The sequence below is a fragment of the Corynebacterium confusum genome, from assembly GCF_030408715.1.
Lineage (GTDB): Bacteria > Actinomycetota > Actinomycetes > Mycobacteriales > Mycobacteriaceae > Corynebacterium > Corynebacterium confusum.
This window is the reverse complement of record NZ_CP047202.1, coordinates 312,248-333,092: the sequence shown is the minus strand read 5'-3', so window position 1 is coordinate 333,092 and position 20,845 is coordinate 312,248. Positions and strand designations below refer to the sequence as shown.

At 66.6% G+C, this 20,845-nt stretch carries 23 protein-coding genes and 1 riboswitch; of the genes, 3 read left to right on the top strand and 20 right to left on the bottom strand.

Annotated elements, in window-relative coordinates; genetic code table 11:
* Position 1 precedes the first annotated feature (1 nt).
* From CCONF_RS01590 to hemL, 3 genes are all read right to left on the bottom strand, one after another.
* Entirely contained in the window at positions 2 to 610 is a 609-nt protein-coding gene (locus tag CCONF_RS01590; protein WP_070768139.1) for a TlpA disulfide reductase family protein, read from the bottom strand.
* Positions 611 to 695: 85 nt separating this feature from the next.
* Entirely contained in the window at positions 696 to 1,304 is a 609-nt protein-coding gene (locus tag CCONF_RS01585; RefSeq protein WP_290224551.1) for a histidine phosphatase family protein, read from the bottom strand.
* Positions 1,304 to 2,629, bottom strand: coding sequence for a glutamate-1-semialdehyde 2,1-aminomutase (gene hemL, locus CCONF_RS01580; protein ID WP_290224549.1), 1,326 nt, complete (start codon positions 2,627 to 2,629; stop codon positions 1,304 to 1,306). The genes CCONF_RS01585 and hemL overlap by 1 nt, the downstream gene beginning before the upstream one ends.
* A 214-nt stretch (positions 2,630 to 2,843) precedes the next feature.
* Between hemL and CCONF_RS01575 the strand changes: the two genes are divergently transcribed.
* Positions 2,844 to 3,452 carry a hypothetical protein gene (locus tag CCONF_RS01575; RefSeq protein WP_290224547.1) on the top strand — a complete coding sequence of 203 codons (609 nt, stop codon included), beginning with the start codon at positions 2,844 to 2,846 and terminating at the stop codon, positions 3,450 to 3,452.
* Between the two features lie 7 nt (positions 3,453 to 3,459).
* On the opposite strand, the gene CCONF_RS01570 is transcribed toward CCONF_RS01575, so the two are convergent.
* From CCONF_RS01570 to CCONF_RS01560, 3 genes are all read right to left on the bottom strand, one after another.
* Complete coding sequence (locus CCONF_RS01570; RefSeq protein ID WP_290224544.1) at positions 3,460 to 3,774, bottom strand: DMT family transporter; 315 nt, start codon at positions 3,772 to 3,774, stop codon at positions 3,460 to 3,462.
* Positions 3,775 to 3,781: 7 nt separating this feature from the next.
* A riboswitch (guanidine-III (ykkC-III) riboswitch) is annotated at positions 3,782 to 3,847 on the bottom strand.
* Between the two features lie 80 nt (positions 3,848 to 3,927).
* Complete coding sequence (locus tag CCONF_RS01565) at positions 3,928 to 4,263, bottom strand: hypothetical protein (protein WP_290224542.1); 336 nt, start codon at positions 4,261 to 4,263, stop codon at positions 3,928 to 3,930.
* A gap of 35 nt (positions 4,264 to 4,298) precedes the next feature.
* A complete protein-coding gene (locus CCONF_RS01560) occupies positions 4,299 to 4,871 on the bottom strand; it encodes a phospholipase A2 family protein (protein WP_290224540.1) in 573 nt (190 codons plus the stop codon).
* Between the two features lie 252 nt (positions 4,872 to 5,123).
* Between CCONF_RS01560 and CCONF_RS01555 the strand changes: the two genes are divergently transcribed.
* Positions 5,124 to 5,975 carry an NAD(P)-dependent oxidoreductase gene (locus CCONF_RS01555; protein WP_290224538.1) on the top strand — a complete coding sequence of 284 codons (852 nt, stop codon included), beginning with the start codon at positions 5,124 to 5,126 and terminating at the stop codon, positions 5,973 to 5,975.
* 18 nt (positions 5,976 to 5,993) lie between these two features.
* Here CCONF_RS01555 and CCONF_RS01550 read toward each other — a convergent pair whose 3' ends face one another.
* The 9 genes from CCONF_RS01550 to CCONF_RS01510 form a co-directional block, all read right to left on the bottom strand.
* Positions 5,994 to 7,421, bottom strand: coding sequence for a protoporphyrinogen oxidase (locus CCONF_RS01550; RefSeq protein WP_070768928.1), 1,428 nt, complete (start codon positions 7,419 to 7,421; stop codon positions 5,994 to 5,996).
* A gap of 8 nt (positions 7,422 to 7,429) precedes the next feature.
* Positions 7,430 to 8,488, bottom strand: a complete 1,059-nt coding sequence (hemE, locus tag CCONF_RS01545; protein ID WP_290224536.1) for a uroporphyrinogen decarboxylase — start codon at positions 8,486 to 8,488, stop codon at positions 7,430 to 7,432.
* Positions 8,489 to 8,547: 59 nt separating this feature from the next.
* The gene (locus CCONF_RS01540) at positions 8,548 to 9,006 is read right to left on the bottom strand and encodes a tellurium resistance protein TerC (RefSeq protein WP_290224533.1); all 459 of its coding nucleotides are present in this window, start codon (positions 9,004 to 9,006) and stop codon (positions 8,548 to 8,550) included.
* Positions 9,003 to 9,788, bottom strand: coding sequence for a hypothetical protein (locus CCONF_RS01535; protein ID WP_290224531.1), 786 nt, complete (start codon positions 9,786 to 9,788; stop codon positions 9,003 to 9,005). Before CCONF_RS01535 ends, CCONF_RS01540 begins: the two co-directional genes overlap by 4 nt.
* 91 nt (positions 9,789 to 9,879) lie before the next feature.
* On the bottom strand, positions 9,880 to 10,866 hold the full coding sequence (gene hemB / locus CCONF_RS01530) for a porphobilinogen synthase (RefSeq protein WP_290224529.1): 987 nt from the start codon (positions 10,864 to 10,866) through the stop codon (positions 9,880 to 9,882).
* A 68-nt stretch (positions 10,867 to 10,934) separates the two neighbouring features.
* Positions 10,935 to 12,674, bottom strand: coding sequence for a uroporphyrinogen-III synthase (locus CCONF_RS01525; RefSeq protein ID WP_290224526.1), 1,740 nt, complete (start codon positions 12,672 to 12,674; stop codon positions 10,935 to 10,937).
* A gap of 306 nt (positions 12,675 to 12,980) precedes the next feature.
* Positions 12,981 to 13,877, bottom strand: coding sequence for a hydroxymethylbilane synthase (hemC, locus tag CCONF_RS01520; protein WP_070768925.1), 897 nt, complete (start codon positions 13,875 to 13,877; stop codon positions 12,981 to 12,983).
* Positions 13,878 to 15,230, bottom strand: coding sequence for a glutamyl-tRNA reductase (locus CCONF_RS01515; protein ID WP_290224522.1), 1,353 nt, complete (start codon positions 15,228 to 15,230; stop codon positions 13,878 to 13,880).
* Between the two features lie 211 nt (positions 15,231 to 15,441).
* Positions 15,442 to 15,714: a glutaredoxin family protein gene (locus tag CCONF_RS01510; RefSeq protein ID WP_290224519.1), complete on the bottom strand. Its 273-nt coding sequence runs from the start codon at positions 15,712 to 15,714 to the stop codon at positions 15,442 to 15,444.
* A gap of 163 nt (positions 15,715 to 15,877) precedes the next feature.
* Here CCONF_RS01510 and CCONF_RS01505 point away from each other — a divergent pair, with 163 nt between their 5' ends.
* Positions 15,878 to 16,942 carry an HAD family hydrolase gene (locus CCONF_RS01505; RefSeq protein WP_246819259.1) on the top strand — a complete coding sequence of 355 codons (1,065 nt, stop codon included), beginning with the start codon at positions 15,878 to 15,880 and terminating at the stop codon, positions 16,940 to 16,942.
* A gap of 103 nt (positions 16,943 to 17,045) precedes the next feature.
* Here CCONF_RS01505 and CCONF_RS01500 read toward each other — a convergent pair whose 3' ends face one another.
* The 5 genes from CCONF_RS01500 to CCONF_RS01480 form a co-directional block, all read right to left on the bottom strand.
* Positions 17,046 to 17,147: a 30S ribosomal protein bS22 gene (locus CCONF_RS01500; protein ID WP_003855542.1), complete on the bottom strand. Its 102-nt coding sequence runs from the start codon at positions 17,145 to 17,147 to the stop codon at positions 17,046 to 17,048.
* 337 nt (positions 17,148 to 17,484) lie between these two features.
* Positions 17,485 to 17,676: a helix-turn-helix domain-containing protein gene (locus CCONF_RS01495; protein WP_070768923.1), complete on the bottom strand. Its 192-nt coding sequence runs from the start codon at positions 17,674 to 17,676 to the stop codon at positions 17,485 to 17,487.
* Positions 17,677 to 17,992: 316 nt separating this feature from the next.
* Positions 17,993 to 18,790, bottom strand: a complete 798-nt coding sequence (gene proC, locus CCONF_RS01490) for a pyrroline-5-carboxylate reductase (protein ID WP_290224511.1) — start codon at positions 18,788 to 18,790, stop codon at positions 17,993 to 17,995.
* A gap of 148 nt (positions 18,791 to 18,938) precedes the next feature.
* Positions 18,939 to 19,895 (bottom strand): Rv0497 family membrane protein, encoded by a 957-nt coding sequence (locus CCONF_RS01485; protein WP_290224510.1) that lies wholly within the window; start codon positions 19,893 to 19,895, stop codon positions 18,939 to 18,941.
* A 15-nt stretch (positions 19,896 to 19,910) separates the two neighbouring features.
* Positions 19,911 to 20,840, bottom strand: coding sequence for a Ppx/GppA family phosphatase (locus CCONF_RS01480; RefSeq protein WP_290224508.1), 930 nt, complete (start codon positions 20,838 to 20,840; stop codon positions 19,911 to 19,913).
* Positions 20,841 to 20,845 lie beyond the last annotated feature (5 nt).

The window sequence follows — 20,845 nt, the reverse complement described above, 5'->3', positions numbered from 1 at the left end:
GCTAGGCGGACTCCTGCTCTAGTTCCTCGACGACCTCCAGCAGGTCTTGGTCCGTGATCTCGCGCAGGAAGACGGCGGCCGGGCGGTGCTGCTTGTCCAGCACGATGGTGGTGGGCACGACCGCGGTGGGCACGCCGCCCAGCGCCGCCGCCGTCTTGAACGGCGGGTCATAGATGGATGGGTACTCCAGGCCGTTGTCTTTCTTGAAGTCGCGCGAAATCTGCGGGTTATAGTCGCGCACGTTGATGCCGAAGACGGTGCCGGCCTTGTCTTCCTGGAGCTTTTCGTGCACCCGCTGTAGGTCGTCCGACTCGGAGCGGCACGGCGCGCACCACTGGCCCCAGGAGTTGAGCACCACGATCTGATCGTCGAAGTCCGACAGGGAGATGGTCTCCCCCTCGTTCATCAGGTCCTCGCCGCTGAACTCTTGCAGCGGCTTGCGCTCCTCAGGCGCGTAGCGGATCTCCGTCTGCCCGCCCGGGGTGATGAACTCGAAGGTCTCCCCCGTGGCGACGGCGTTCTTGGAGTTTTCCTCCGACTGCTGGCAGGCGGACAGGGTCAGCGCCGCCGCGGTCAGCGCGGCAGCGGCGGCAACAAACTTGGAAGACATATACACCTGAAAAATCTAGGCCGGGAAAATAGACCGTTGAATTAATAATCGGGCGGCTAAAGAACTTAAAGACGAGGCCAGAAGGCTAGATCTGGTGGGCCGGGGACGAGTAATAGATATCAGTGATCTCATCGTCCTGGAAGACCAGGGAGGTCACGGACGCCAGATCGCATTCCCGCGCCCACGGGGCGTGCGGCAGGCGCAGGCCCAGCACGGTGCGCTGGACCATCACGATGGGCAGCTGGTGGGAGACCAGCACCGCCTCGTGGCCAGCGGCCTTATCGCGGGCGCGCTCGACCGCGTTCATCATCCGGTCTGCGATCTGGGTGAAAGGCTCGCCCCAGGACGGCTCCAGCGGGTTGCGCATCAGCGGCCAGCGGCGCGGGTTCCACAGCTGGGAGCGCAGCCCCTTGGTCCGCAAACCCTCGAAGCGGTTACCGGACTCGATGATGGTCTTGTCCAGCTCCACGTCCAAGCCGGTGACCTTGGAGATGGGCTGGGCGGTTTCCTGGGTGCGCTGCAGCGGCGAGGCCGCCAGGTAGGTCACGTCGTGGCCGCGGAAAACCTCGGCCGTGCGCGCCGCCATGGAGTGCCCGCGGGACGACAGGTGGTAGCCCGGGATCCGGCCGTAGAGGATCTTGCCCGGGTTGTAGACCTCGCCGTGGCGGACCAGGTGGACGATGGTGGCAGTCACTAGTTCTCCTTTGTTGCGGCGGCAGCGGCCTTCGCTGCCGTGGCAAGTGCGTTTTCAATCCTCTCGAAATCATTGTCGCTAAGCGCGTCAGATACAAACCAGGTCTCGAAAGCGCTCGGCGGAACCATGACGCCGCCTTCCAGCAGGGCGTGGAAGAAGGGGGTGAAACGCCAGGTCTCGGCCGCCTGCATGTCGGCGAAGTTGCGGCCCTCGCCCTCGGCGAAGCGGATGGAGAGCATCGACTCGGCGCGCTGGACGTGGTGGGCCACACCCTCGCGCTCCAGGGCGCGGTGGATGAGCTTTTCCAGGCGGTCGGCCTGCTGCTGCAGGCGCGGGTAGAGCTCCTCGTCCGCCAGCTCCAGGGAGGCCAGGCCCGCGGCCATGGCCACCGGGTTACCGGACAGTGTGCCGGCCTGGTAGACCGGCCCGACCGGGGCGAGGTAGTCCATCACGTCGGCACGGCCACCAAAGGCTGCGGCGGGCAGCCCGCCGGAGACCACCTTGCCGAAGGTCACCAGGTCGCCGGCGACGTGGTCGACGCCGTACCAGCCCTGATGGGAGGTGCGGAAGCCCGTCATGACCTCGTCCAGGATGAGCAGCGCGCCGTCGGCGTGCGCGATCTCCTTGAGCGCGGCGTTGTAGCCCTCGTCCGGGGTGACGGTGCCCATGTTGCCGGCCGCGGCCTCGGCGATGATGCAGGCGATCTGGCCGGGGTTCTCGGCGAAGGCCTGACGGACGGCCTCCAGGTCGTTGTAGGGCACGACGATGGTGTCCTGGGCCTGCGCGCCGGTCACGCCCGGGCTATCGGGCAGCCCCAGCGTCGCCACGCCGGAGCCGGCCGCGGCCAGCAGGGCGTCCACGTGGCCGTGGTAGCACCCCTCGAACTTTAGGACCTTCGGGCGGCCGGTGAAACCGCGGGCCAGGCGCACCGCGGACATGGTGGCCTCCGTGCCGGAGTTGACCAGGCGCACCTTGTCGACGGCAGTGCGGCCCACGATGGTCTCGGCCAGCTGCACCTCGGCCTCAGCGGTCGCGCCGAAGCTCAGGCCCTTTTCCACCGCGTACTGCACGGCTTCTACGATCTTCGGGTGCGCGTTGCCGTGGATCATCGGCCCGTAGGAGCTGACCAGGTCCACGTAGGTGTTACCGTCCACGTCCCACAGCTGCGAGCCCTTGCCCTGCGCAATAGCGCGGGCCTGCCCGCCGACGGAACCGTACGCCCGAACCGGGGAATCCACCCCGCCGGGGATCACTTTCTCCGCTCGTGCGAAAAGATCGGCGGACTTGGACGTTGTCATGGCGCTAGAAGTAGGCATAGCCCACATTCTACGGGTTTTCGCGCTATACAAAAGTTGTAGCCGCCCGCACCCGCCCTGCGTGCTCCGCTGCCCTGCGCTAGGGTGGCGGCTGGAGCGAACTAGGTGGCCCGGACCGGCCACCTGCTCGGGGAAAACACACGCACACAGCACGCTCAGCCAACGCACTGAATCACCGACTACGCACACGAAGCTATCGAGAAACATTCGGGGGGAATCTTTCATGCTGCCGCGCTACCGCCCAGCCGCCTTTGCCATTGCCGCTACCCTTTGCCTTTCCGCCTGCCAGACCACCGAACCCGCGCCGGAACCAGCCCGCCCCGCACCGGAGTCCGACTCCAGCCCGCACCCCTGGTCGCCGGGCTCCGCCTCCGCGCTCAGCGGCTCGAGTTCCACCGCGCCCGACGCGACAGCCCTGGACGGGGAGGTCTCCCCGGTGCGTGCGCCGCAGCTGTCCGGCGCTCACGATGCCGCCGCGGCCGACGATGCCGAGACCCCCACCGGCCCCACAGAGCCCGACCTCCCCGACGACTCCTCCACTAAGCAGCACCCAGGCAACCCCGCCGCACCCCACTCACGCCACCAGCGCGGGCCCGGCGGACCGGCCGGCGCCCCGCCCCGGCCAGCACCGCGCCCCGGGATCAGCTTCTCCGAGCCGGGCCTGCCCAAAATCCCCAACATCCCGCCGGAAAAACTCCGCGCCCCCGATCTCCCGAAGCCGCGCGTGCCCGATCTCCCGGAACCGGATCTCCCCTCCCCCGATATCCCGGCTCCCGACGTCCCTTCGCCCGGGCAGGTACAACGCGACGTCAAACGTTCCCTGGGCCTCTAGGCAGCAGCTAGCTGACGGCCTTCAGCCCGATGATACCGCCGACTATCATCGCCAGGAACAGCAGTTTCAGCACGGAGAAGGGCTCTTGCCCCGTCACGAGGGAATACACCACGGTCAACCCAGCGCCCACGCCTACCCAGACCGCGTAGCCGGTGCCCACCGGCAGAGTCTTCAGGGCCCAGGCCAGCCCGCCCATGGAAATGGCGCAGGCGACAAAGAAGACAAGGGTGGGCACCAGTTTGCTAAACCCCTCCGAGCGGTCGAGCGCCACCGCCCACACCGCTTCAAAAGCACCGGAGACAACAAGAATTAACCAAGCCATGATTCTTTCTGGCCGTCTTGTCGCCTTCCCGGGTACGGCTCCCTCGTCCGGGGCCCGCAGTGAGCGAGCCTCCACCCAGTCCTAGCACACCTGGCGCACAAAGGCCTTACTGGCTTCTAACCCAACCTCTAACTCCAGTCTGGGCTTCAGTTCCTAGCTCGGCGGACCGGAGAAAAAGAATCCAAACGAGATACTGATGACAACTGCCGGTGCCAGAACGGCCAGTAGCGCCGCCGCGTACAAGTCGTATTTCTTGGTTTTAAACGCCAAGTAACAATCAACCGCGCAGATGGCCAGCAAAACAATTCCGGCGACGATCACCGATGGCCACCACCATGTCCGGCCGACTATCCACATTAGATACCCAACAACAAAAGCAACTGCGACCAGCCCCCAGCCGATAAGCCGGGGAGAACGCAACATCGCCGAATCTGAAGGTTTACTACTCTGCGCTTTCAAGGCCTTCTCCCCTACCGGAACTCGCTTCAACGCTACCCACCTTTGCGGCACTCGTTGCAATCTTCCTATACCTTGCAGCCATGCCACCGCGGAACTACCACTATGGCAGCTTCGAGGTATGTGCGAGCCCACCCTGAGTATTGTTTCCGAATTTCTCGAAGTTTGTTTACGAACTCACGGTCACAGTCACAGTCCGGGCGCTTAATGTTTAAGCAGTGATCGTGCCCCATACATGCCCGATCAAGTGAATTAATCGGCTCTCCAGGACCAGAGTTATTCTTTCCACACCACCTACCGTAATTCCCAGGGTTTAAGTCCCGCCGTTGACGATCTGATCTTTCAGAGTTCTGATCAGCCATCATCTCGTTAGCTTGGGATCCAATTTCTACGATGCGGGAATCAACTCCGTCTTCTATAGCTCGCTCCGCATCGAAACGGACTGATCCGTGTGACTCCGAAACTATGTACTCGTCAATCGTGCTAAGAATTTCAAGCTCACTTGGAAACTGACCACTCGATTCAGCATTCTCTACCGGCTCGGCTTGGGCCTCAACTCCGACAGAAACGGACATAAATGTCACCACAGCAACAGAAAGCAGTACCCAAACCACATTGTTTACCCTACGTTCGATATCCATTACTATCCCTCCCAAAATACTACTTAGTTTTACTTCTTAAAACTTATGGCGATCACGCTTTTAGGTCAAGGGCCAGTTGGCCATTTTGCAAATTACCCCCCCATGGGGGTGATTGCCGATTAAATGTTCGCCATAGGATATTGCAATACTGGTTGTTCCCTCGTAATTGGGGTTTCACCTATAATCTTCTCACCGCGGTGCGAAAACCAATCTAGTCTTACCCCTCAACCACGCCGGAGCACTAAAACTGGCATGCTGGAGGGCATGAAGATTGCATTTCTAGGAGCTGGGCGTATGGGCTCGGAGCTGGCCCGCCACCTGCTGAAGGACCACGAGGTCACGGTGTGGAACCGCACCGCTGAGAAGGCACAGCCGCTCGTTGATGAGGGCGCGCAGCTGGCCACCAGCCCGGAAGAGGCTGTGGCTGACGCGGAGGTTGTCTGCACTTCCCTGTTCGGGCCGGACAATATTCGCGAGGTCGTCGTGGAGGCCGACCTCATCCCGGAGGGAATCACCTGGGTGGATACCACGACGGTCTCCCCGGACGCCGCGCGGGAATTCGCCGCGGCAGTGGAGACCTACGTCGCCGCGCCGGTGGTGGGCAGCCTGGGCCCGGCCCGCGAGGGCACGCTGGGCGTGTACGTGGGCACCCCGGACGACGAGCGCCGCGAGATGGTCATGGACCTGGTCACCCCGTGGGCCGGCGCGAACAAGCTCATCGGCGTGGAGTCCGCCCCCATCGCTGCGGTTGGCAAGCTATTGGCCAATCTGGCGCTGGCCGTCACCGCCGAGGGTGTGCTCGAGGCTCTGCACCTGGGCGAGTCCGAGGGGCTGAACCCCGAGGTCATTTTGGAGATGCTCGACATCACCGGCCTGGCATTCATGAAGAACATGAAGGCCCCGTTCATCCTCGGCGAGCGCAACCCGGAGCCGGGCGATTTTACCGTTGACGCCCTGTGCAAGGACGCCAAGCTGATGGCGCAGACCTCCAACAAGCCGCTGCCGGCGGTCGCCGCGGCCATCGCCAACTTCGAGGAACAGCAGGCCATGGGCCACGGCAACAAGGACTTCTCCTCGATTTTCGTCTTCCGCGACGTGAACTAAATCGGTGCTTGACCCAACTTAGGCCAAGCGGGCGGCGGCCGCGCGGGCATCAGCGATAACGTCCGGCACGCCTACGCCGCCGGCCCAGGCGCCGGTGACCTCGAGGCCCGCGACGTCGGCGAGTTCTTCGCGCACGGCCTCCACGGTGGCCAGGTGCGTGGCATCGAAGCGCGGCAGGCCGCCAAACCAGCGCTGGGTGAAGATCTCCCCCACGCCGGCCGCGCGCCCGTCAAAGCCCGTAATCGACTGCAAATCATCGAGGGCGTAGTCCACCAGCTGGTCTTCCTCAGCACGGACCAGGGAGTCGTCGCCGAAGCGGGCGAAGCTGGCGCGCACCAGGGCCCCGCCGTGCAGGCGCTCGGCCAGGTGCGGCCACTTGTTAGTAGACAGCGTGAACGCCTTGGCGTGCACGCCCGGCTGATCGGCGGCGACCAAGATGCCGGAGTTGTCCGGCAGCGAGTTGCCCTCCGGGTCGGTGATGGAGTCGAACTTCAGGCCCACCACGACGGAGCTGGCCAGCTTGACGGGGCTTAGGGCCTCGGACGCGGCCGGGGCGACCTTGGCAAGCAGGCGGGCCGTGGTCGGCGCCGGGGTGGCGATGACCACGCGGTCGTAGGGCTTTTGCGCCGGCTGACCGCCGCCGGTGAGCCAAAAACCGTCGTCTTTCTTCTCCACGGCGCTGATGAAGGTGTCGACATAGATGTCCGCGCCGGACTTTTCCGCCAGCGTGTCGTAGACCTGCGCGTAGCCGCCGCGGAAGGTGTTGAAGACCGCCTTCGGCTGGGCGTCCTTGTCCGCCCCGGCGGGCTGGTTCTTCTCCGCCTGGGCCTTCATGCGCTGGAAGTATTCGGCGACCGCGCCGGTCAGCGTGACCTTGCTGTCGGCGGCTTGATCGTCCAGCACCGCGGCGAGCTTCGGGATCGTCGCGCGCAGGCCGAGGTCCTCGGCCGCGCAGGAGTAGACCCCGCCCAGCAGGGCGGAGACGACCCGGTCGACCAGGTCCTGACCGAACTGCTGGGCCACCAACTGGCCCAAGGAGACATCGCCGCCGATTTCCCACCCGAAGGGCTCCTCGTTGTCGATGTTGCGGCAGGTCTCCTCCGAGACCAGGTGCGCGACGACCTCCGAGTTGCCCGGGATGCCCATCACGCTGGGGGCGGGCAGGTTGGTCAGCTCGCCCTGCGAATAGACCAGGGAGCGCTTGCCCGACGGAGTGACCAGCTGGTCGGCCAGGCCCAACGAGTGGAAGAATTCCACCGCGTCCTCCCGCCGCGCCAGGAACGCCTCCGCGCCCATGTCCGTGGGCCCGTCGTTAAACGGCACGGTATAGAGCTTGCCGCCGATGCGCCCGGCGGCCTCAAAGACGTCGACCTGGCGGTCCTCGCCGCGAAGCTCGTAGGCAGCGGTCAGCCCGGCCAGCCCGGCACCGATGATTGCAATGCGCATGAAAATTCCTAGCCTTCCTCGTGAATGATGGCCACGGCGCGAGTGATGGCGTCTGCCTCGGTGGTCGGTAGCACCCCGTGGCCCAAGTTCCAGACATGGCCGGTCGCGTGCCCGGCCGCTTGCGCGCTTTTGACTTCGTCCCGGATGCGGCGAACGGCCGCGCGCACGGCGTCGTCGCCGGCGAACAGCAGTGCTGGGTCCAGGTTGCCCTGAAGGGAGTGCGCGCCGTGGGCGGCGTGCACGCGGGCGGCCGCCGCGTCCATGGACACGCGGTAGTCCACGCCGACGACCTCCGGTCCGGCCTCGGCCATGGAGGGCAGCAGCTCGCCAGTGCCCACGCCGAAGTGGATGCGCGGGATGATCCCCTCCACGCCGGCGAGGATCTCCTGCGAATACGGCAAGACGAATTCCCGGTAGTCGGCCTCGTTGAGGTATCCCGCCCAGGAGTCGAAGAGCTGCATGGCGTCGATGCCGGCCTCGACCTGGGTGTGCAGGAAGGCCTGCACCGTGGGCACGATCCGGCGCATGAGCGCGTGCCAGGTCTCCGGCTCGGCGTGCATGAGCGCCTTGGTGCGCTCGTGGTTCTTCGACGGACCGCCCTCGATCAGGTAGCTGGCCAGGGTGAACGGGGCACCCACGAAGCCGATGAGCGCCTGCGAGTCGGTCAGCTCCTCCAGGATGTGGGCAATGCCCTGCTGCACCTGCTCCACGTCGTGGTCCAGGATGGGCAGGTTGTCGATGTCCGCGCGCGTGCGCACCGGATGATCCATGACGGGCCCGCGGCCCGGCACGATGTCCACACCCACGCCTGCGGCCTTGAGCGGGACCACGATGTCGGAGAACAGGATGGCTGCGTCCACGTCGTGGCGGCGGACCGGCTGCAGGGTGATTTCGGCCAGCAGCTCCGGCATGAAGCAGGAGTCGAGCATGCCGATGCCCTCCCGCACCTTCCGGTATTCCGGCAGCGAGCGCCCGGCTTGGCGCATGAACCAGACCGGGGGTCGCGAAGGGCTGCGTCCCCAGGCAGCGTCGAGGATGGGGGCATCAGTCAGGGTACGGCGCATCATAATCCCCCATTATGGTTCATCTTTGCGCCCAACGGCTAATCCGCCCGGCCCGGAGAAAGCTAGTTCTGCTCCCGGATGAATTCATTGGCGGTCGGGCGGAACATCAACAGGATCGCGACGGCCAGCAGGATGGGGATGAGCAGCAGGGCGATCCCGCCCACGCCGAGGGCCAGGGCGGCGACGTTGAAGAAGATGCACAGCGCGGCCACCGTGGTGCACACCCGGCGGGCCCACTTGTTGCCGCCGCTGAGCTGCGCGGCGGCCACGGAGATGACCAGCGCGCCGACCACGTTGGACACGGCCACAAACAGCTGGTCCCCGGCCGGCATCCCGGCGGACTGGCCGCCGAAGAAGGCGACGAGGCCGGAGGTGAGCATGACCACCGCGGCGGCCACCAGGCCCCAGTAGGCCCAGCGCAGCGAGGGCGGGCAGACTGAGCCGTCCCAGCGCGAATCCTTCCGGGAGGCCCGGTTGTAGTCGAATGGTCCGGGGCTATATCCAGGGGTCCCGTAGGTCATGAGCTCTGGTTTTCCTTCTCGCGCTCCTTGGTCTTCCGGCCCTTTTTAGCCTGCTTTTCTTCCTGCTTTTCCTTCTGTTTTTGCTCCGCTTTCTCACGGCGCTTTTCCTGCTCTTCCTTGAGATCCTGCTCCATCTGGCGCAACTGCTCCAGCTCCCCGGTGTAGTCCAGGGTCTCGTTGCGCAGGCTGAAGATGAGGCCCAACACGGCGGCGACCCCGACCACGATCTGCACGGAACCGTCCACCACGTACAACCAGTCTGGCACATCGGTGGCCGTCGGGCGCGCCAGGAAGACCAGCAGCACGCGCACGCCGAAGTACAGGGAGAAGGCGAACCAGATCCGGCGGGCCAACCCGGAACGCTTGGTGTTCTTGGTCAGCATGACCAGCAGGCTGATCAACAGGGCGAGGATGGCGGCTGAGAACAGCGCCGAGATCCCCACGGCCAGGAAGGTAGCCATGGTCACCGCGCCCTCGCCCAGAGCTTCCAGCTGTACCAGCTGGTCGCCGGCCGCCTGCCGGGCGTTGGCCTTGATGACGTCCACGTTCACCACGGACATCACCACGTTGAGCACCTGGTGGATGGCCTCGCCGGCCACGGCCACGCTCCACGTCACCAGCATCAACCCGACCGCCTCCGGGCGGGCGGCCAGGAATTTCTCGAAGCGTCCGCCCGGCTCCTCAAAGCGGTGCGGGTGGGCCTTGCCCGGAGTCCGGGGCTGGCCGGCCGGGTGCTGCGGGCCCCGGTGATGGTCAGCGGGCGGAGTTTGCGGTTCAGTCACTAAAAACCTGTGCTTTCGGGTGAGAGGTTGGGGCGGGGCGGGAACGGAAAGGGCGCGGGGATGCGCGGGTTAAGCGCTCCCCGCCGCGGTCTTAGCCGCGCAGGGCGCGGGCGGCCTCGACGGCGTAGTAGGTAAAGATCTGGTCGGCGCCGGCGCGCTTAATGGAGGTCAACGCCTCCATCATCACGGCGTGCCCGTCCAGCCAGCCGTTCTGACCGGCGGCCTTAATCATCGCGAACTCGCCGGAGACCTGGTAGGCCGCCACCGGCACGGGCGAGCGCTCCGCGATGGCAGACAGCACATCCAGGTACGGCAGGGCGGGCTTGACCATGACGAAGTCGGCGCCCTCGTCCATGTCGAGCTCGGCCTCCAGCAGGGACTCGCGGAAGTTGGCCGGGTCCTGCTGGTAGGTGCGACGGTCGCCCTCCAGGGAGGAGCCGACCGCGTCGCGGAAGGGGCCGAAGAAGGCGGAGGCGTACTTGGCGGAGTAGGCCATGATCGCCACGTCCTGGTGGCCGGCCTCGTCGAGCTCCTCGCGGATCTGGCCGATTTGGCCGTCCATCATGCCGGACGGGCTGACGATGTGGGCGCCGGCGCGGGCCTGGGCGCGGGCCATGTCGCGGTAGAGCTCGATGGTCGCGTCGTTGTCCACGCGGCCCTTGTCATCCAGCACGCCGCAGTGGCCGTGGCTGGTGAACTCGTCCAGGCAGGTATCCGCCATAATCAGCAGGTCGTCGCCGAATTCCTTGCGCAGGGCGGCCACGCCGCGGTTCAAGATGCCTTCCGGATCCCAGGCCTGGGAGCCGGTGGCGTCCTTGTCCTCGGGCTTGGGGACGCCGAAGAGGTCCACACACTTGACGCCGGCATCCAGCGCCTCGTGGGCGGCCTTCAGCAGGGAGTCCTCGGTGTGCTGGTAGACCCCTGGCATGGAGGGGATTTCCCGCGGGCTATCGATACCGTCCGCGATGAACATCGGCAGGATGAAATCCGCCGGCTGCAGGTGAGTTTCTGCCACCATCTCGCGCATGGCAGGCGACTGGCGGAGACGGCGGGGACGTCGGGAAAAATCGTAAGTCATGCCCACAATCATAGATCCCCGCCCCCGGCCACGGCAGCACCGGCGAGGGCCTGCCCCGGCCGGCCTACCTAGCTGGCGGACTTACGGCGCGCGCGGCGCTTCTTCTTCGGCGGCGGCAGCTGGCCGGCGGCGCGCAGGTTGGCCACGTGGGCGGCCAGGGCATCGATAAGCGAGGGCACGTCGGCGACCTCGGGGACCACGTCCACACGCAGCCCCATCTCCTCGGCGGCGGCCTTGGTGGACGGTCCAATGCAGGCGATGATGGTGCGCTGGTGCGGCTTGCCGGCGATGCCGACCAGGTTGCGCACCGTCGAGCCGGAGGTGAACGTGACGGCGTCGAAGCCGCCGGTCTTGATCATGTCGCGGACCTCCGCCGACGGCGGGGCGGCGCGCACGGTGCGGTAGGCGACCACGTCGTCGACCTCCCAGCCCAGGTCCTCCAGGCCGGTGACCAGGGCATCGCCGGCGATGTCGGCGCGCGGCAGCAGCACACGGCCCACGGCGTCGATGTCCTCGACGTAGTTCGGGAAGACGGAAACCAACCCCTCCGCGTTCTGCGCGTTGGGCTTGGGCTGCAGCTCCGGCACCATGCCCTTGGCCCGGATGGCGTCGGCGGTCTTTTGCCCCACGGCCGCCAGGTGCACGCCGGCGAAATCGCGGGCGTCCAAGCCCAGTTGAGCGATCTTGTCCCAGACAGCCTTGACGGCGTTGACCGAGGTGAAGACCACCCACTTGTAGCGGCCTTCCACGATCCCCTTGATGGCGCGGTCCATCTGCGCCGGGTTACGCGGCGGCTCCACGGAGATGGTCGGCACCGACTGCGGGATGGCGCCGTAGGAGGCCAGGCGGGCGCTCATGGGGCCGGCCTGGGCCTTGGTGCGCGGCACCAGCACGCGCCAGCCGTAGAGGGAGCGGTTTTCCCACCAGGAGTACTTGGAGCGGTCGTCGAAGCTGCGACCCAGGGTGACCACCAGCTGGCCGGGTAGCTCCGCGTCGAGCTTGGCCAGCATGCCCAGGGAGGTCTCAAAGGTCCGCTGCAGGCGGGTCGTGCCGTGCACGGTCACGTAGGCCTCGGTCTCCTTGGGCAAGCCGCGGTCGGTCAGCTGCACGGCGATGACCGGCAGGTCCTCGGCCGTGGCCTGCAGGACTAGCGGCTGGGGGGCGGCGGCCAGCTTGTCCCAGTCGATCTCCCCGGCGGTGAGATCCGCCTCGGTGTAGGTCGAGCCCAGCGCCAGGCCGGCGAACGAGGGCACGGTCGACGGCAGGGACATGCCGGGCACGACCTGGAACTCCAAGCCGGCAGCTGCCACGGCGGTGATTTCGGCCTTGATGGCCTCGCGGTTAAGCGGGTTGCCCGCCACCAGGCGCACCACGTCGCCGGGCTCCGGCAGGGACTTTTCCCGGCTGACCTCGGCGGCCTCCTCCAGCGCGGCGCGCAGCACCTGCGCATTGGTCTCGGCAGCACCTGCAACGCCCGGCTTGCCGTCCTCCGGGATTTCGCGGAGATCGGCGGCGGTCGGCGGGGCCGGGCGCGGCGGCTTGCGGCGCGCGCCCGCGGCCTTCGCGTCCGCGCACATCTGCGCGTATTCTTCCTCGGCCGCCTCGAGCTTTTCCGGCGGGACCGGCAGTGCCGTGCCCACGATGTCACGGACCCCACCGAGCACGTCCGGATCGGTGATGGTAATCGAGTTGTGCGCCAGCACTTCCCTGGCGCGCACGGTCAGCAGATCCGGGTTCCCGGGGCCAGCGCCGACAAAGATAATCTTGCCCAGCGCTTCTACCTGGCTCGTGCCCACAGCATTGCTCATAAGGTTCTTTTCTAAAATCTCGGGGCGGCGAAAAACTGGCCCCATGCCACCTTTCCAATCCCCGTCGGTGCCGGGGTGGTGGCAGGACCAATCCGTTATTTCGCTGCGCCGTGTCGTTGGGATGGCGGAGGATAACTTACTTCGTCGAAAGGCTATTTAACGGCCAAAAATCCCAGGACACAGGTCCCGGGACGCCTTTTCGAGGGGCCGGATCATCAGTGCATAATGATCATGTGCTAGATACACCTTAAATTAATCAGCGCCCGCAATCAAAAACTCGCGGGCGCCGAAATCCCTAGCTCATCCCTAGCTCTCGCCGAGAATCTCGGCCGCCCCTTGGGCAAAGAGCGAGTCGGAGACCTCTGCTCCCAGCTGCGCGGAGCGCTCGACCTCGCCGGTGGCCTCGGCCAGGATCTGGCGGGCGCCGTCCAAGGCGAAGACCCCGCCGCGGACGGTGATCTGCCCGTCGGCCAGGTGGGAGGTGGCCGCCACCGGGGCGGTGCAGCCGGCCTCCAGGCGGGCGAGCACGGTGCGCTCCCCGGCGGCCTGGGCCATGGCCTCAGCGTCTAGGAGCGTGGTGATGGCGGCGACGGCCTCCTCATCGTCGACGCGGGCCTCCACGGCCAGGGCGCCCTGGGCCGGGGCCGGCATGATGGTCTCCGGTTCGAAGACCTCGGTGGCGCGCTCGCCGTAGCCGGCGCGCACCAGGCCGGCATAGGCCAGCATGACCGCGTCCAGCTCGCCGGTGGTCACCTTGCCCATGCGGGTTTCGATGTTGCCGCGCAGCGGGCGGATGTCCAGGTCCGGGCGCAGGGCCTTCAGCTGGGAGATGCGCCGCGGCGCGGAGGTGCCCACGCGCGCGCCTTCCGGCAGGTCGGCCAGGGCCAGGCCGTCGCGGGCGATGAGCGCCTCGCGGTGGTCCTCGCGCTGGGGCACGATGAGGCGGAAGCGCTCGTCCGGGGCGGTGGGCAGGTCCTTGAAGGAGTGCACGGCGATGTCGCACTCGCCGGCCTGCAGCGCCTCGCGCAGCGCCTGGGTGAACACGCCGACGCCGATGCGCTCGACCGGGGCCATGTTCACGTCGCCGGCGGTGGTCACGATGTGCAGCTCGGCCGAGTAGCCGTTCGCAGTCAACCAATCGCGCACGTGGCCGGCCTGGGTGGTGGCCAGCCGGGAGCCGCGGGTGCCAATCTTGAGGGTCACTTAAACGTCCTTTCGCGAGTTAACAATGGTCTCCGCCGCCGGCAGGTCGTCCACGTCGACGGACACACCGGTGCCTTCCAGCTGCAGGCCGAACAGCTCCTGCAGCGCGGTCTCGTGGCTGACGGTACCGGACTGGGCGGCCAGCTTCTTGGCACGCACGGTCGGCTCGTGCAGCAGCTTGTCGACCACGCGCTTGAGCGAATAGCGCACGTCCTTCATCTGGTGCTCGTCCAGGTCCGGGGATTTCTGCTCCAGCCGGGCCAGCTCGCATTCGACCAGGTTGGCGGCGCGGCGGCGCAGGGCGGACACGGCCGGGGCCACGTCGCGCACGCGCTGCGCCGAGGAGTACTCCGCCAGCTCCTGGTCCACGATCTGGCGGGCCTGCACGTGCGGGTCCCGCGCGGCGCCGACCTCGGTGCCGGCGGCCTGCAGCGACTTGCTCAGCCGCTCGATGTTGACCAGGTTGACGTTGTCATCCTCGGTCACCGCGTCGTCGATATCGCGCGGCAGGGACAGGTCCACGAACATCATCTCGCGCCCGGCGGGCAGGTCGTCGGCCGTGATGGTGAAGTTGTCGGCGCCGGTGGCAGACACCGCCAGGTCGACGTGGTCCAAGGCCCCGGCCCGGTCGGCGAAGTCGACGACCTCGGCGTGCACGCCGGCCTGCTCCGCGTGCCCGGCCAGCCGCTCGGCACGCTCCCGGGTGCGGTTGGCAATGATGAGCTTGTCGATGCCCAGGCGGCCGGCGTGCGTGGCGGCCAGGGAGGCCATGGCGCCCGCGCCCAGCACGAGCGCGGTCTTGCCCTGGAGATCGCTGACCCCCATGGCCGTGAGCGCCTGGTCGAAGGCGAAGGAGACCATGGACGCGCCCGCGTCATCAATATCGGTCTCGGAGTGCACGCGCTTGCCGGCGTGCAGCGCCGACTGCGCCAGGGCGTGGATGCGCGGGCCCACGGTGCCCTGCTCGGCGGCGTGCTGGTAGGCGGTGCGCACCTGGCCGATGATCTGCTGCTCCCCCATCACCATGGAGTCGAGCCCGCAGGCCACCAGCATGAGGTGCTCCGCGGCGGCGTCGGCGTAGCGGACGTAGAGGTAGCTGCGCAGGCGCTCCACATCGACGCCGGAGACCGCGTGCAGCGTCCCGATGACGTCTTCGACCCCGGTGTGGAAGGAGTTGGTGACGGTGTAGACCTCCAGCCGGTTGCAGGTGGAGATAATCATCGCCTCGGACAGCGAACTGGCCTCCACCAACTTCGCACACGCACTGTGTTGCACCTGTTCATCCATGCTTAGCTGCTCCAGCAGCGCCACGGGCGCCGACTGGTGGGACATTCCCACAACGAGCACGCTCATGCAGCATTCCTCCACTCCACTAGACTTGCCGGCCGGCAGGCAGGCGACCTGCGCCTTAACCCCGCTCAGTGGTGAACCCTCACCACGATCAACCAAATTATTGATTCAAATCAACCAAAAGGATACCTGTTGGGCGCGGAATTCACGAACCGCGCGTCCTGTTAGACGCCGCCGCGCACCACGGGCACATCCGCTCGGGGCAACCCGCGAACTAGCGCGCCAATTCCTGCGCCAGCTCCGCGTTGTCGACCTCCCAGCAAGAAAACTCCTCCTCGTCGACCACGACCACGGGCACACGGTCCCCGAACTCGACTGCCAGCTCCGGGACACCATCCACGTCCACCACGCGCAGCTGCGCGCCCGCGGCGGCGACCACCGGGGCGATCTGCTCGCGCACCCGCGCGCAGGAACCGCAGGTGCTACGCACCATCAGCTCCACCACGTGCCGGCCAGAGTCACCGGCTTGTTCCGTCTTCTCAGCCATTGCCGCGCCCACTCCTTGCACAAATTTCTAAGGGCCAATCCCAGCCGCGGGGCGGTCCCAGGTTTCACTAAGACAAGCTCCGGGCTAGCGTTTACTATAGATACGTTACCCACCCCATCCCTTACGCGATAACATCCCGTCTAGGAAGCTTGACCCTGCCACCGTGAATCACCCGACCGACCCCGCCAACGGCTTGCCGTTGAACCCGCGCGACTTCTTGGCCAACTGGACGGCCAGCCGCGGAAACCTGCGTAACTTCCTGGAAAACTCCGCGCTCGCCCCGCTGGACGACGCCTCCCAGCGCGCCGCCGGCGAGGCCGCGGCCTCCCAGGCGGTCGAGATGCTCTTCGACATCGACCTGGATTCCTACCACTCCGGGGTCGATTCAGTCAGCGGCTCGCTCAACGCCGCGGGCGGGCTGCGGCTTACCACCCCGGACCCGGACATCCCCCAGGACGCCGGGGCGGCCGCCTTCTTCGACGTGGACAACACGCTCATCCAGGGCTCGTCCCTGGTGCTTTTCGCCTTCGGCCTGGCTCGCCGGCGCTTCTTCAAGTTCCGAGAGATCGCCCCTATCGCTTGGAAGCAGCTGAAGTTTCGGATTTCCGGTGCGGAAAACGCCGCCGATGTCGCCGCCGGCCGCAGCCAGGCCCTGGAATTTATCAAGGGCCGCCCCGTCGACGAGCTGACCCAGCTCTGCGAGGAGATTGTCGATCACTCCCTGCTGCGCAAGGCCTACCCGGGCACGACTGAGCTGGCCCAGATGCACATCAACGCTGGCCAGCAGGTCTGGCTGGTCACCGCCACCCCGGTCCAGCTGGCTCAGATCCTGGCCAAGCGCTACGGCTTCACCGGGGCACTGGGCACCATCGCGGAAGTCGAGGACGGCAAGTTCACCGGCCGCCTGGTGGGCGATATCCTCCACGGGCCCGGCAAGAAGCACGCCGTGGCCGCCCTCGCCACGCTGGAGGGCCTAGAGCTCAAGCGCTGCACGGCCTACTCGGACTCGGCCAACGACGTGCCCATGCTGTCCATGGTGGGCACCGCGGTGGCCATCAACCCGGACAAGAAGCTGCGCAACCTGGCCGTGGACCGCGGCTGGCTCATCCGCGACTACCGCTCGGTGCGCCGAGCCATCCGCACCTACGGCCTGCCCGCCCTCATCACCGCCGCATTCTCCCTGGGCGGCTGGCGCGGGTGGCGCGGCTGGAAGGCCTCCCGCGGCTAGCCACAGGCACGCCACAGCCCACAGACACAGCACGACCTCAAGACACACCAAGACCCCGCGACCCGGAAAACCCCGGGTGGCGGGGCCAAAGCGGCAAGAAGTTTTACTTGCCCAGCTTACGACGCTGGACGCGGGTGCGGCGCAGCATCTTGCGGTGCTTCTTCTTGGACATGCGCTTGCGGCGCTTCTTGATAACAGAACCCATTGCTGGTTTCCTCACTTTCGCGGATAGTACGTACTAAACCTGCCGGCGGTCTAACGCTCGCCTGCCATACCCCGCAGGTGCACTCTGCCCGGGCTGCCCTACCGAACCGACCGGGGCGAGCCCGAGCAGCCGGCGCGGCGGCGGCGAGAATAAGCCGACACGAATGGTGCTTATATTACTGGTTGCGCGCCGGTGACCCAAAACCGCCCGCTCGTACCCGCAGCCTGGCCCCTTAAAAAGGGACAGCGCCCTCCACCTCCTGCCCACTGGCAGGAAGAGGAGGGTGCTGCGCTTGGTAGTAAGCAACCGGCCCGCCGGGTGGCGGGAGGAGCAACCTTTAGCCGACTCCGTAGGTGGAGGACTTCAGGTACTCGCTCACGGCAGTCTCGTGGACGCGGAAGGAGCGCCCGACGCGGACTGCCGGCAGGTCGCCAGCGTGAACCAGACGGTAAACGGTCATCTTGGAGACTCGCATGATCTCTGCGACCTCAGCGACCGTCAGAAAGGTTCCCTTTTCTTCATTAACCATATTTATCTAACCCTTCAGCCCGTGGCGCGCTGTAGGCTTCCCCTCCCACAGGACGAACACGCACGTGCTTGAACCAGCCTATCGTGAAACTTGTGACTAGTGCGACTTGAGTGGAAAAGTTTTCCCAGAAATCTATTTCTCACCCAGAAAAACTCCGGCACAACAGGGTTCACTGCTGTCCCGACTAGTCACGAGCGTTACATATAACCCCCCACATCGGGGGAGGTAAAGGGACGCCTGTAATTCCCTGGGAATAGTCGCAGGGATAGGCGAGACCCTCTACCCAGGGGCCTGACGCGGCCCGCGTGCCGCCGCTTTAGCCCAGCTCCTGGGAGCGGGTGGCACAGGCCTCGGCCGCGCGGAAGAAGGCGCCGCGCAGGCCGGACTCCTCCAGCTCGCGCAGGGCAGCCACCGTCGTGCCACCCGGCGAGGAGACGTTGATGCGCAGCTGGGAGGCCGAGTCGCCAGACTCGGCGAGCATCGCGCCGGCGCCGGCGGCGGCCTGGCCCGCCAGCTTCTCCGCCACGTCGCGCTTGAGGCCCAGCTGCACGCCGGCGTCCACGAGCGCCTCCGTGACCAGGAAGTAGTAGGCCGGCGCGGAGCCGGCCAGGGCGGTCACCGCGTCCATGTCGTCTTCGCCCACCGTGGCGACCTCGCCGACCGCGCTGAGCAGCTCCTGCACGCCTTCCAGCTGCTCCTCGGCAACATGCCGGCCCGGCGCGCAGGCGCACATGCCCTTGCCCACTAGCATGGGCGTATTGGGCATCACGCGCACCACCGGGGTTTGAGACCCCGCGGCCGTCTCCATGGCCTCCAGGGTTACGCCGGCCGCCATGGAGGCCACCACGGCGCCCTCCGGCAGGCTGTCTGCCACTTCCTCCAGTACCGAGACGATCCCGTAGGGCTTCAGGCACACGAAGACGTAGTCCGCGTCCTTGACAGCCGCGGAGTTGTCCGCGGTGGTGGTGACCCCGTAGGTGCTTTCCAGGTACTCGCTGCGGTCCTTACTGCGGTTGGTCGCGGTGATATCGGCTCCCTCGTAGCCCTTAGCTACCAGCCCCGCGATGAGGGCCTCGCCGATATTTCCGCCGCCTAAAACTGTAATTTTCGTCATATCCCCAGCCTGCCACAGCCGCCGCGGCCGCGGCCACCTTCCTACCCTGCCGCGGGACCAACCCCGCCCCCAGATAGACCAGCACCCCGGGGCCACCGATTTCTAACCGGCGCCCCGGGGTGCGGGAGCGAAAAGGTAAAAGCGTCCGCTAGAGGACCAGGATGAGCAGCGGGCCGAAGGTGAGCAGCAGGCCCACCACGGCGGCCAGGCCCATGGAGAAGCCGTCGCGGGCGGTGCGCAGGGCGTGGACAACACCCACCATGATGACGGTGACCAGCACGGCCAGGATGGAGACCAGGACGCCGTTGAAGCGGTCCCAGAGGATCTCGAAGCCCTTGAAGACCACCGCACCCAGCACGATTCCGATAACGGCCAGCAGCACTACGGCCACTGGGTTGAGCTTCTCGGCCTCGCCGTCGGCGTCGGAAGCGTCCTCACGAGCCAGCTCCTTGTCGGCCGCGCTGTCCTGCGCGGTGGCCGCGGAGGAGGCGCTAAAGGCGGTCGCCCCGCCGGTGGCCGCAGCCGTGGCGGCCGGCTTGGCCGGGTCCTCAACGACCGGGATCTCGCCGGTCTCGTCCGCGCTAGCGGCCGCAACCCGCGGGCCCTCCGAGTCCTTGGCCGCAGCAGGCTGAGCCTTGTCAGCCTTGGCGGCCGGCTTCTTCGCGGCCGGGGCCGGCTCATCGGCAACCTTCTGGATGACGGCGGTCGCGTCATCGGAGGGCTGGTGGGCCGTCTCGGTGGCAGAGGCCTGCTTCGCGGCGTCGGCCTTGGCCTCGGGCTTCGCAGTCGGGGTCGGCTGGGGCTTCGCAGCCGGTGCGTCGGCGGTGGTGGAGCCCTTGGTGCTCTCGGAGTCCTTGCCGTCCTTCGGGGCGGGGATGACCGGTGCCGGGGAGTCCATGGGCACGCTGGAGTGCTTGGACTCGTGCGGGGCGGAGTCCACCTTGCTCAGGTTGCCGGTCAGCTCGGCCACGGAGATGCCACCCTCGTCGAGGCTGCGGCGCCGGCGGCGGCGCTTCGGTTCCTCGCCGGCGGCGGAGTCGGCACCCTTGCTCGCCTTGTTGCGGGCCAGGAGCTCCGCCACGGTCAACTGTTTATCGTCAGCCATGTCTGTGTTGTCTTCCTATCCTTGACCCTTGTCCAGCCGGCGCAAGATGACGCCCTCACGCAGGGCCCACGGACAAATTTCCATTTTCTCTAAGCCTAATGCCCGCATCGAGGCCTCGGCCACTAAGGCTCCCGCCACGATCTGGTGGGATCGGTCTGAACTTACCCCTTCCAGGTCCGCCCTGTCAGCCGCAGTCATGCGGGAGATGAAGCTAATCAGCTGGCGCAGGCCCGGCGCGGTCAGCGTGCGCTTGACAAACGGGCCTTCCGAAGACGGGGCCGCGCCGGTCAGGCGGGCCAGGGTGCGCAGGGTCTTCGAGGTGCCCACGGCCATGCCGGCCGGCCCTTGGTCGCGCATGCGCTTGGTGGCGTCGACGAGTTCGGCGTCGATGTAGTCGCGCAACATGCTGACCTTCTTCTTGGCCGGCGGATCGGTATCGAACCAGTTGTGGGTCAAGCGGCCCGCGCCCAGGTCCAGGGAGAAGGCCAGGTCCGGGAATTCTTCGGTGCCGGTGGTCAGCTCCAGGGAGCCGCCGCCGATGTCCATATTGGTGATGCGGCCGGCGGACCAGCCGTACCAGCGGCGCACCGCCAGGTAGGTCAGGCGCGCCTCATCCTCGCCGGAGAGGATCTCCAGCCGGACGCCGGTCTCCTTCTCCACCTCCTTGAGGACCTGCTCGGAGTTCTTCGCCGAACGCACCGCGGAGGTCGCGATGGGAATGAACTCGTCGCAGTTGAGCTTGCTGCCCAGCTCGGCGGCCTCCTTGACGGCAGCCACCAGCTTCTTCACGCCCTTGGAGTGGATGTTGCCGTCCTTGTCCAGCTGCTCCACCAACCGCAGGGGAGTTTTCCAGTCACTCATGGGAGTGGGCCGCCCGCCGGTCTGGGCATCGACCGCCACGAGATGGACCGTGTTGCTTCCCACGTCTAATACACCTAATCGCACACGTC

Excerpts from the sequence above, each read along its gene's own strand:
- CCONF_RS01555 (WP_290224538.1), top strand. The coding sequence starts at position 5,124 with ATGCTGGAGGGCATGAAGATTGCATTTCTAGGAGCTGGGCGTATGGGC.
- CCONF_RS01495 (WP_070768923.1), bottom strand. The coding sequence starts at position 17,676 with ATGGTTAATGAAGAAAAGGGAACCTTTCTGACGGTCGCTGAGGTCGCA.
- proC (WP_290224511.1), bottom strand. The coding sequence starts at position 18,790 with ATGACGAAAATTACAGTTTTAGGCGGCGGAAATATCGGCGAGGCCCTC.
- CCONF_RS01590 (WP_070768139.1), bottom strand. The coding sequence starts at position 610 with ATGTCTTCCAAGTTTGTTGCCGCCGCTGCCGCGCTGACCGCGGCGGCG.
- CCONF_RS01570 (WP_290224544.1), bottom strand. The coding sequence starts at position 3,774 with ATGGCTTGGTTAATTCTTGTTGTCTCCGGTGCTTTTGAAGCGGTGTGG.
- CCONF_RS01500 (WP_003855542.1), bottom strand. The coding sequence starts at position 17,147 with ATGGGTTCTGTTATCAAGAAGCGCCGCAAGCGCATGTCCAAGAAGAAG.
- CCONF_RS01485 (WP_290224510.1), bottom strand. The coding sequence starts at position 19,895 with ATGGCTGACGATAAACAGTTGACCGTGGCGGAGCTCCTGGCCCGCAAC.
- CCONF_RS01550 (WP_070768928.1), bottom strand. The coding sequence starts at position 7,421 with ATGCGCATTGCAATCATCGGTGCCGGGCTGGCCGGGCTGACCGCTGCC.
- CCONF_RS01525 (WP_290224526.1), bottom strand. The coding sequence starts at position 12,674 with ATGAGCAATGCTGTGGGCACGAGCCAGGTAGAAGCGCTGGGCAAGATT.
- hemB (WP_290224529.1), bottom strand. The coding sequence starts at position 10,866 with ATGACTTACGATTTTTCCCGACGTCCCCGCCGTCTCCGCCAGTCGCCT.
- hemE (WP_290224536.1), bottom strand. The coding sequence starts at position 8,488 with ATGATGCGCCGTACCCTGACTGATGCCCCCATCCTCGACGCTGCCTGG.
- CCONF_RS01510 (WP_290224519.1), bottom strand. The coding sequence starts at position 15,714 with ATGGCTGAGAAGACGGAACAAGCCGGTGACTCTGGCCGGCACGTGGTG.
- hemL (WP_290224549.1), bottom strand. The coding sequence starts at position 2,629 with ATGTGGGCTATGCCTACTTCTAGCGCCATGACAACGTCCAAGTCCGCC.
- CCONF_RS01560 (WP_290224540.1), bottom strand. The coding sequence starts at position 4,871 with ATGGATATCGAACGTAGGGTAAACAATGTGGTTTGGGTACTGCTTTCT.
- CCONF_RS01540 (WP_290224533.1), bottom strand. The coding sequence starts at position 9,006 with ATGACCTACGGGACCCCTGGATATAGCCCCGGACCATTCGACTACAAC.
- CCONF_RS01575 (WP_290224547.1), top strand. The coding sequence starts at position 2,844 with ATGCTGCCGCGCTACCGCCCAGCCGCCTTTGCCATTGCCGCTACCCTT.
- CCONF_RS01515 (WP_290224522.1), bottom strand. The coding sequence starts at position 15,230 with ATGAGCGTGCTCGTTGTGGGAATGTCCCACCAGTCGGCGCCCGTGGCG.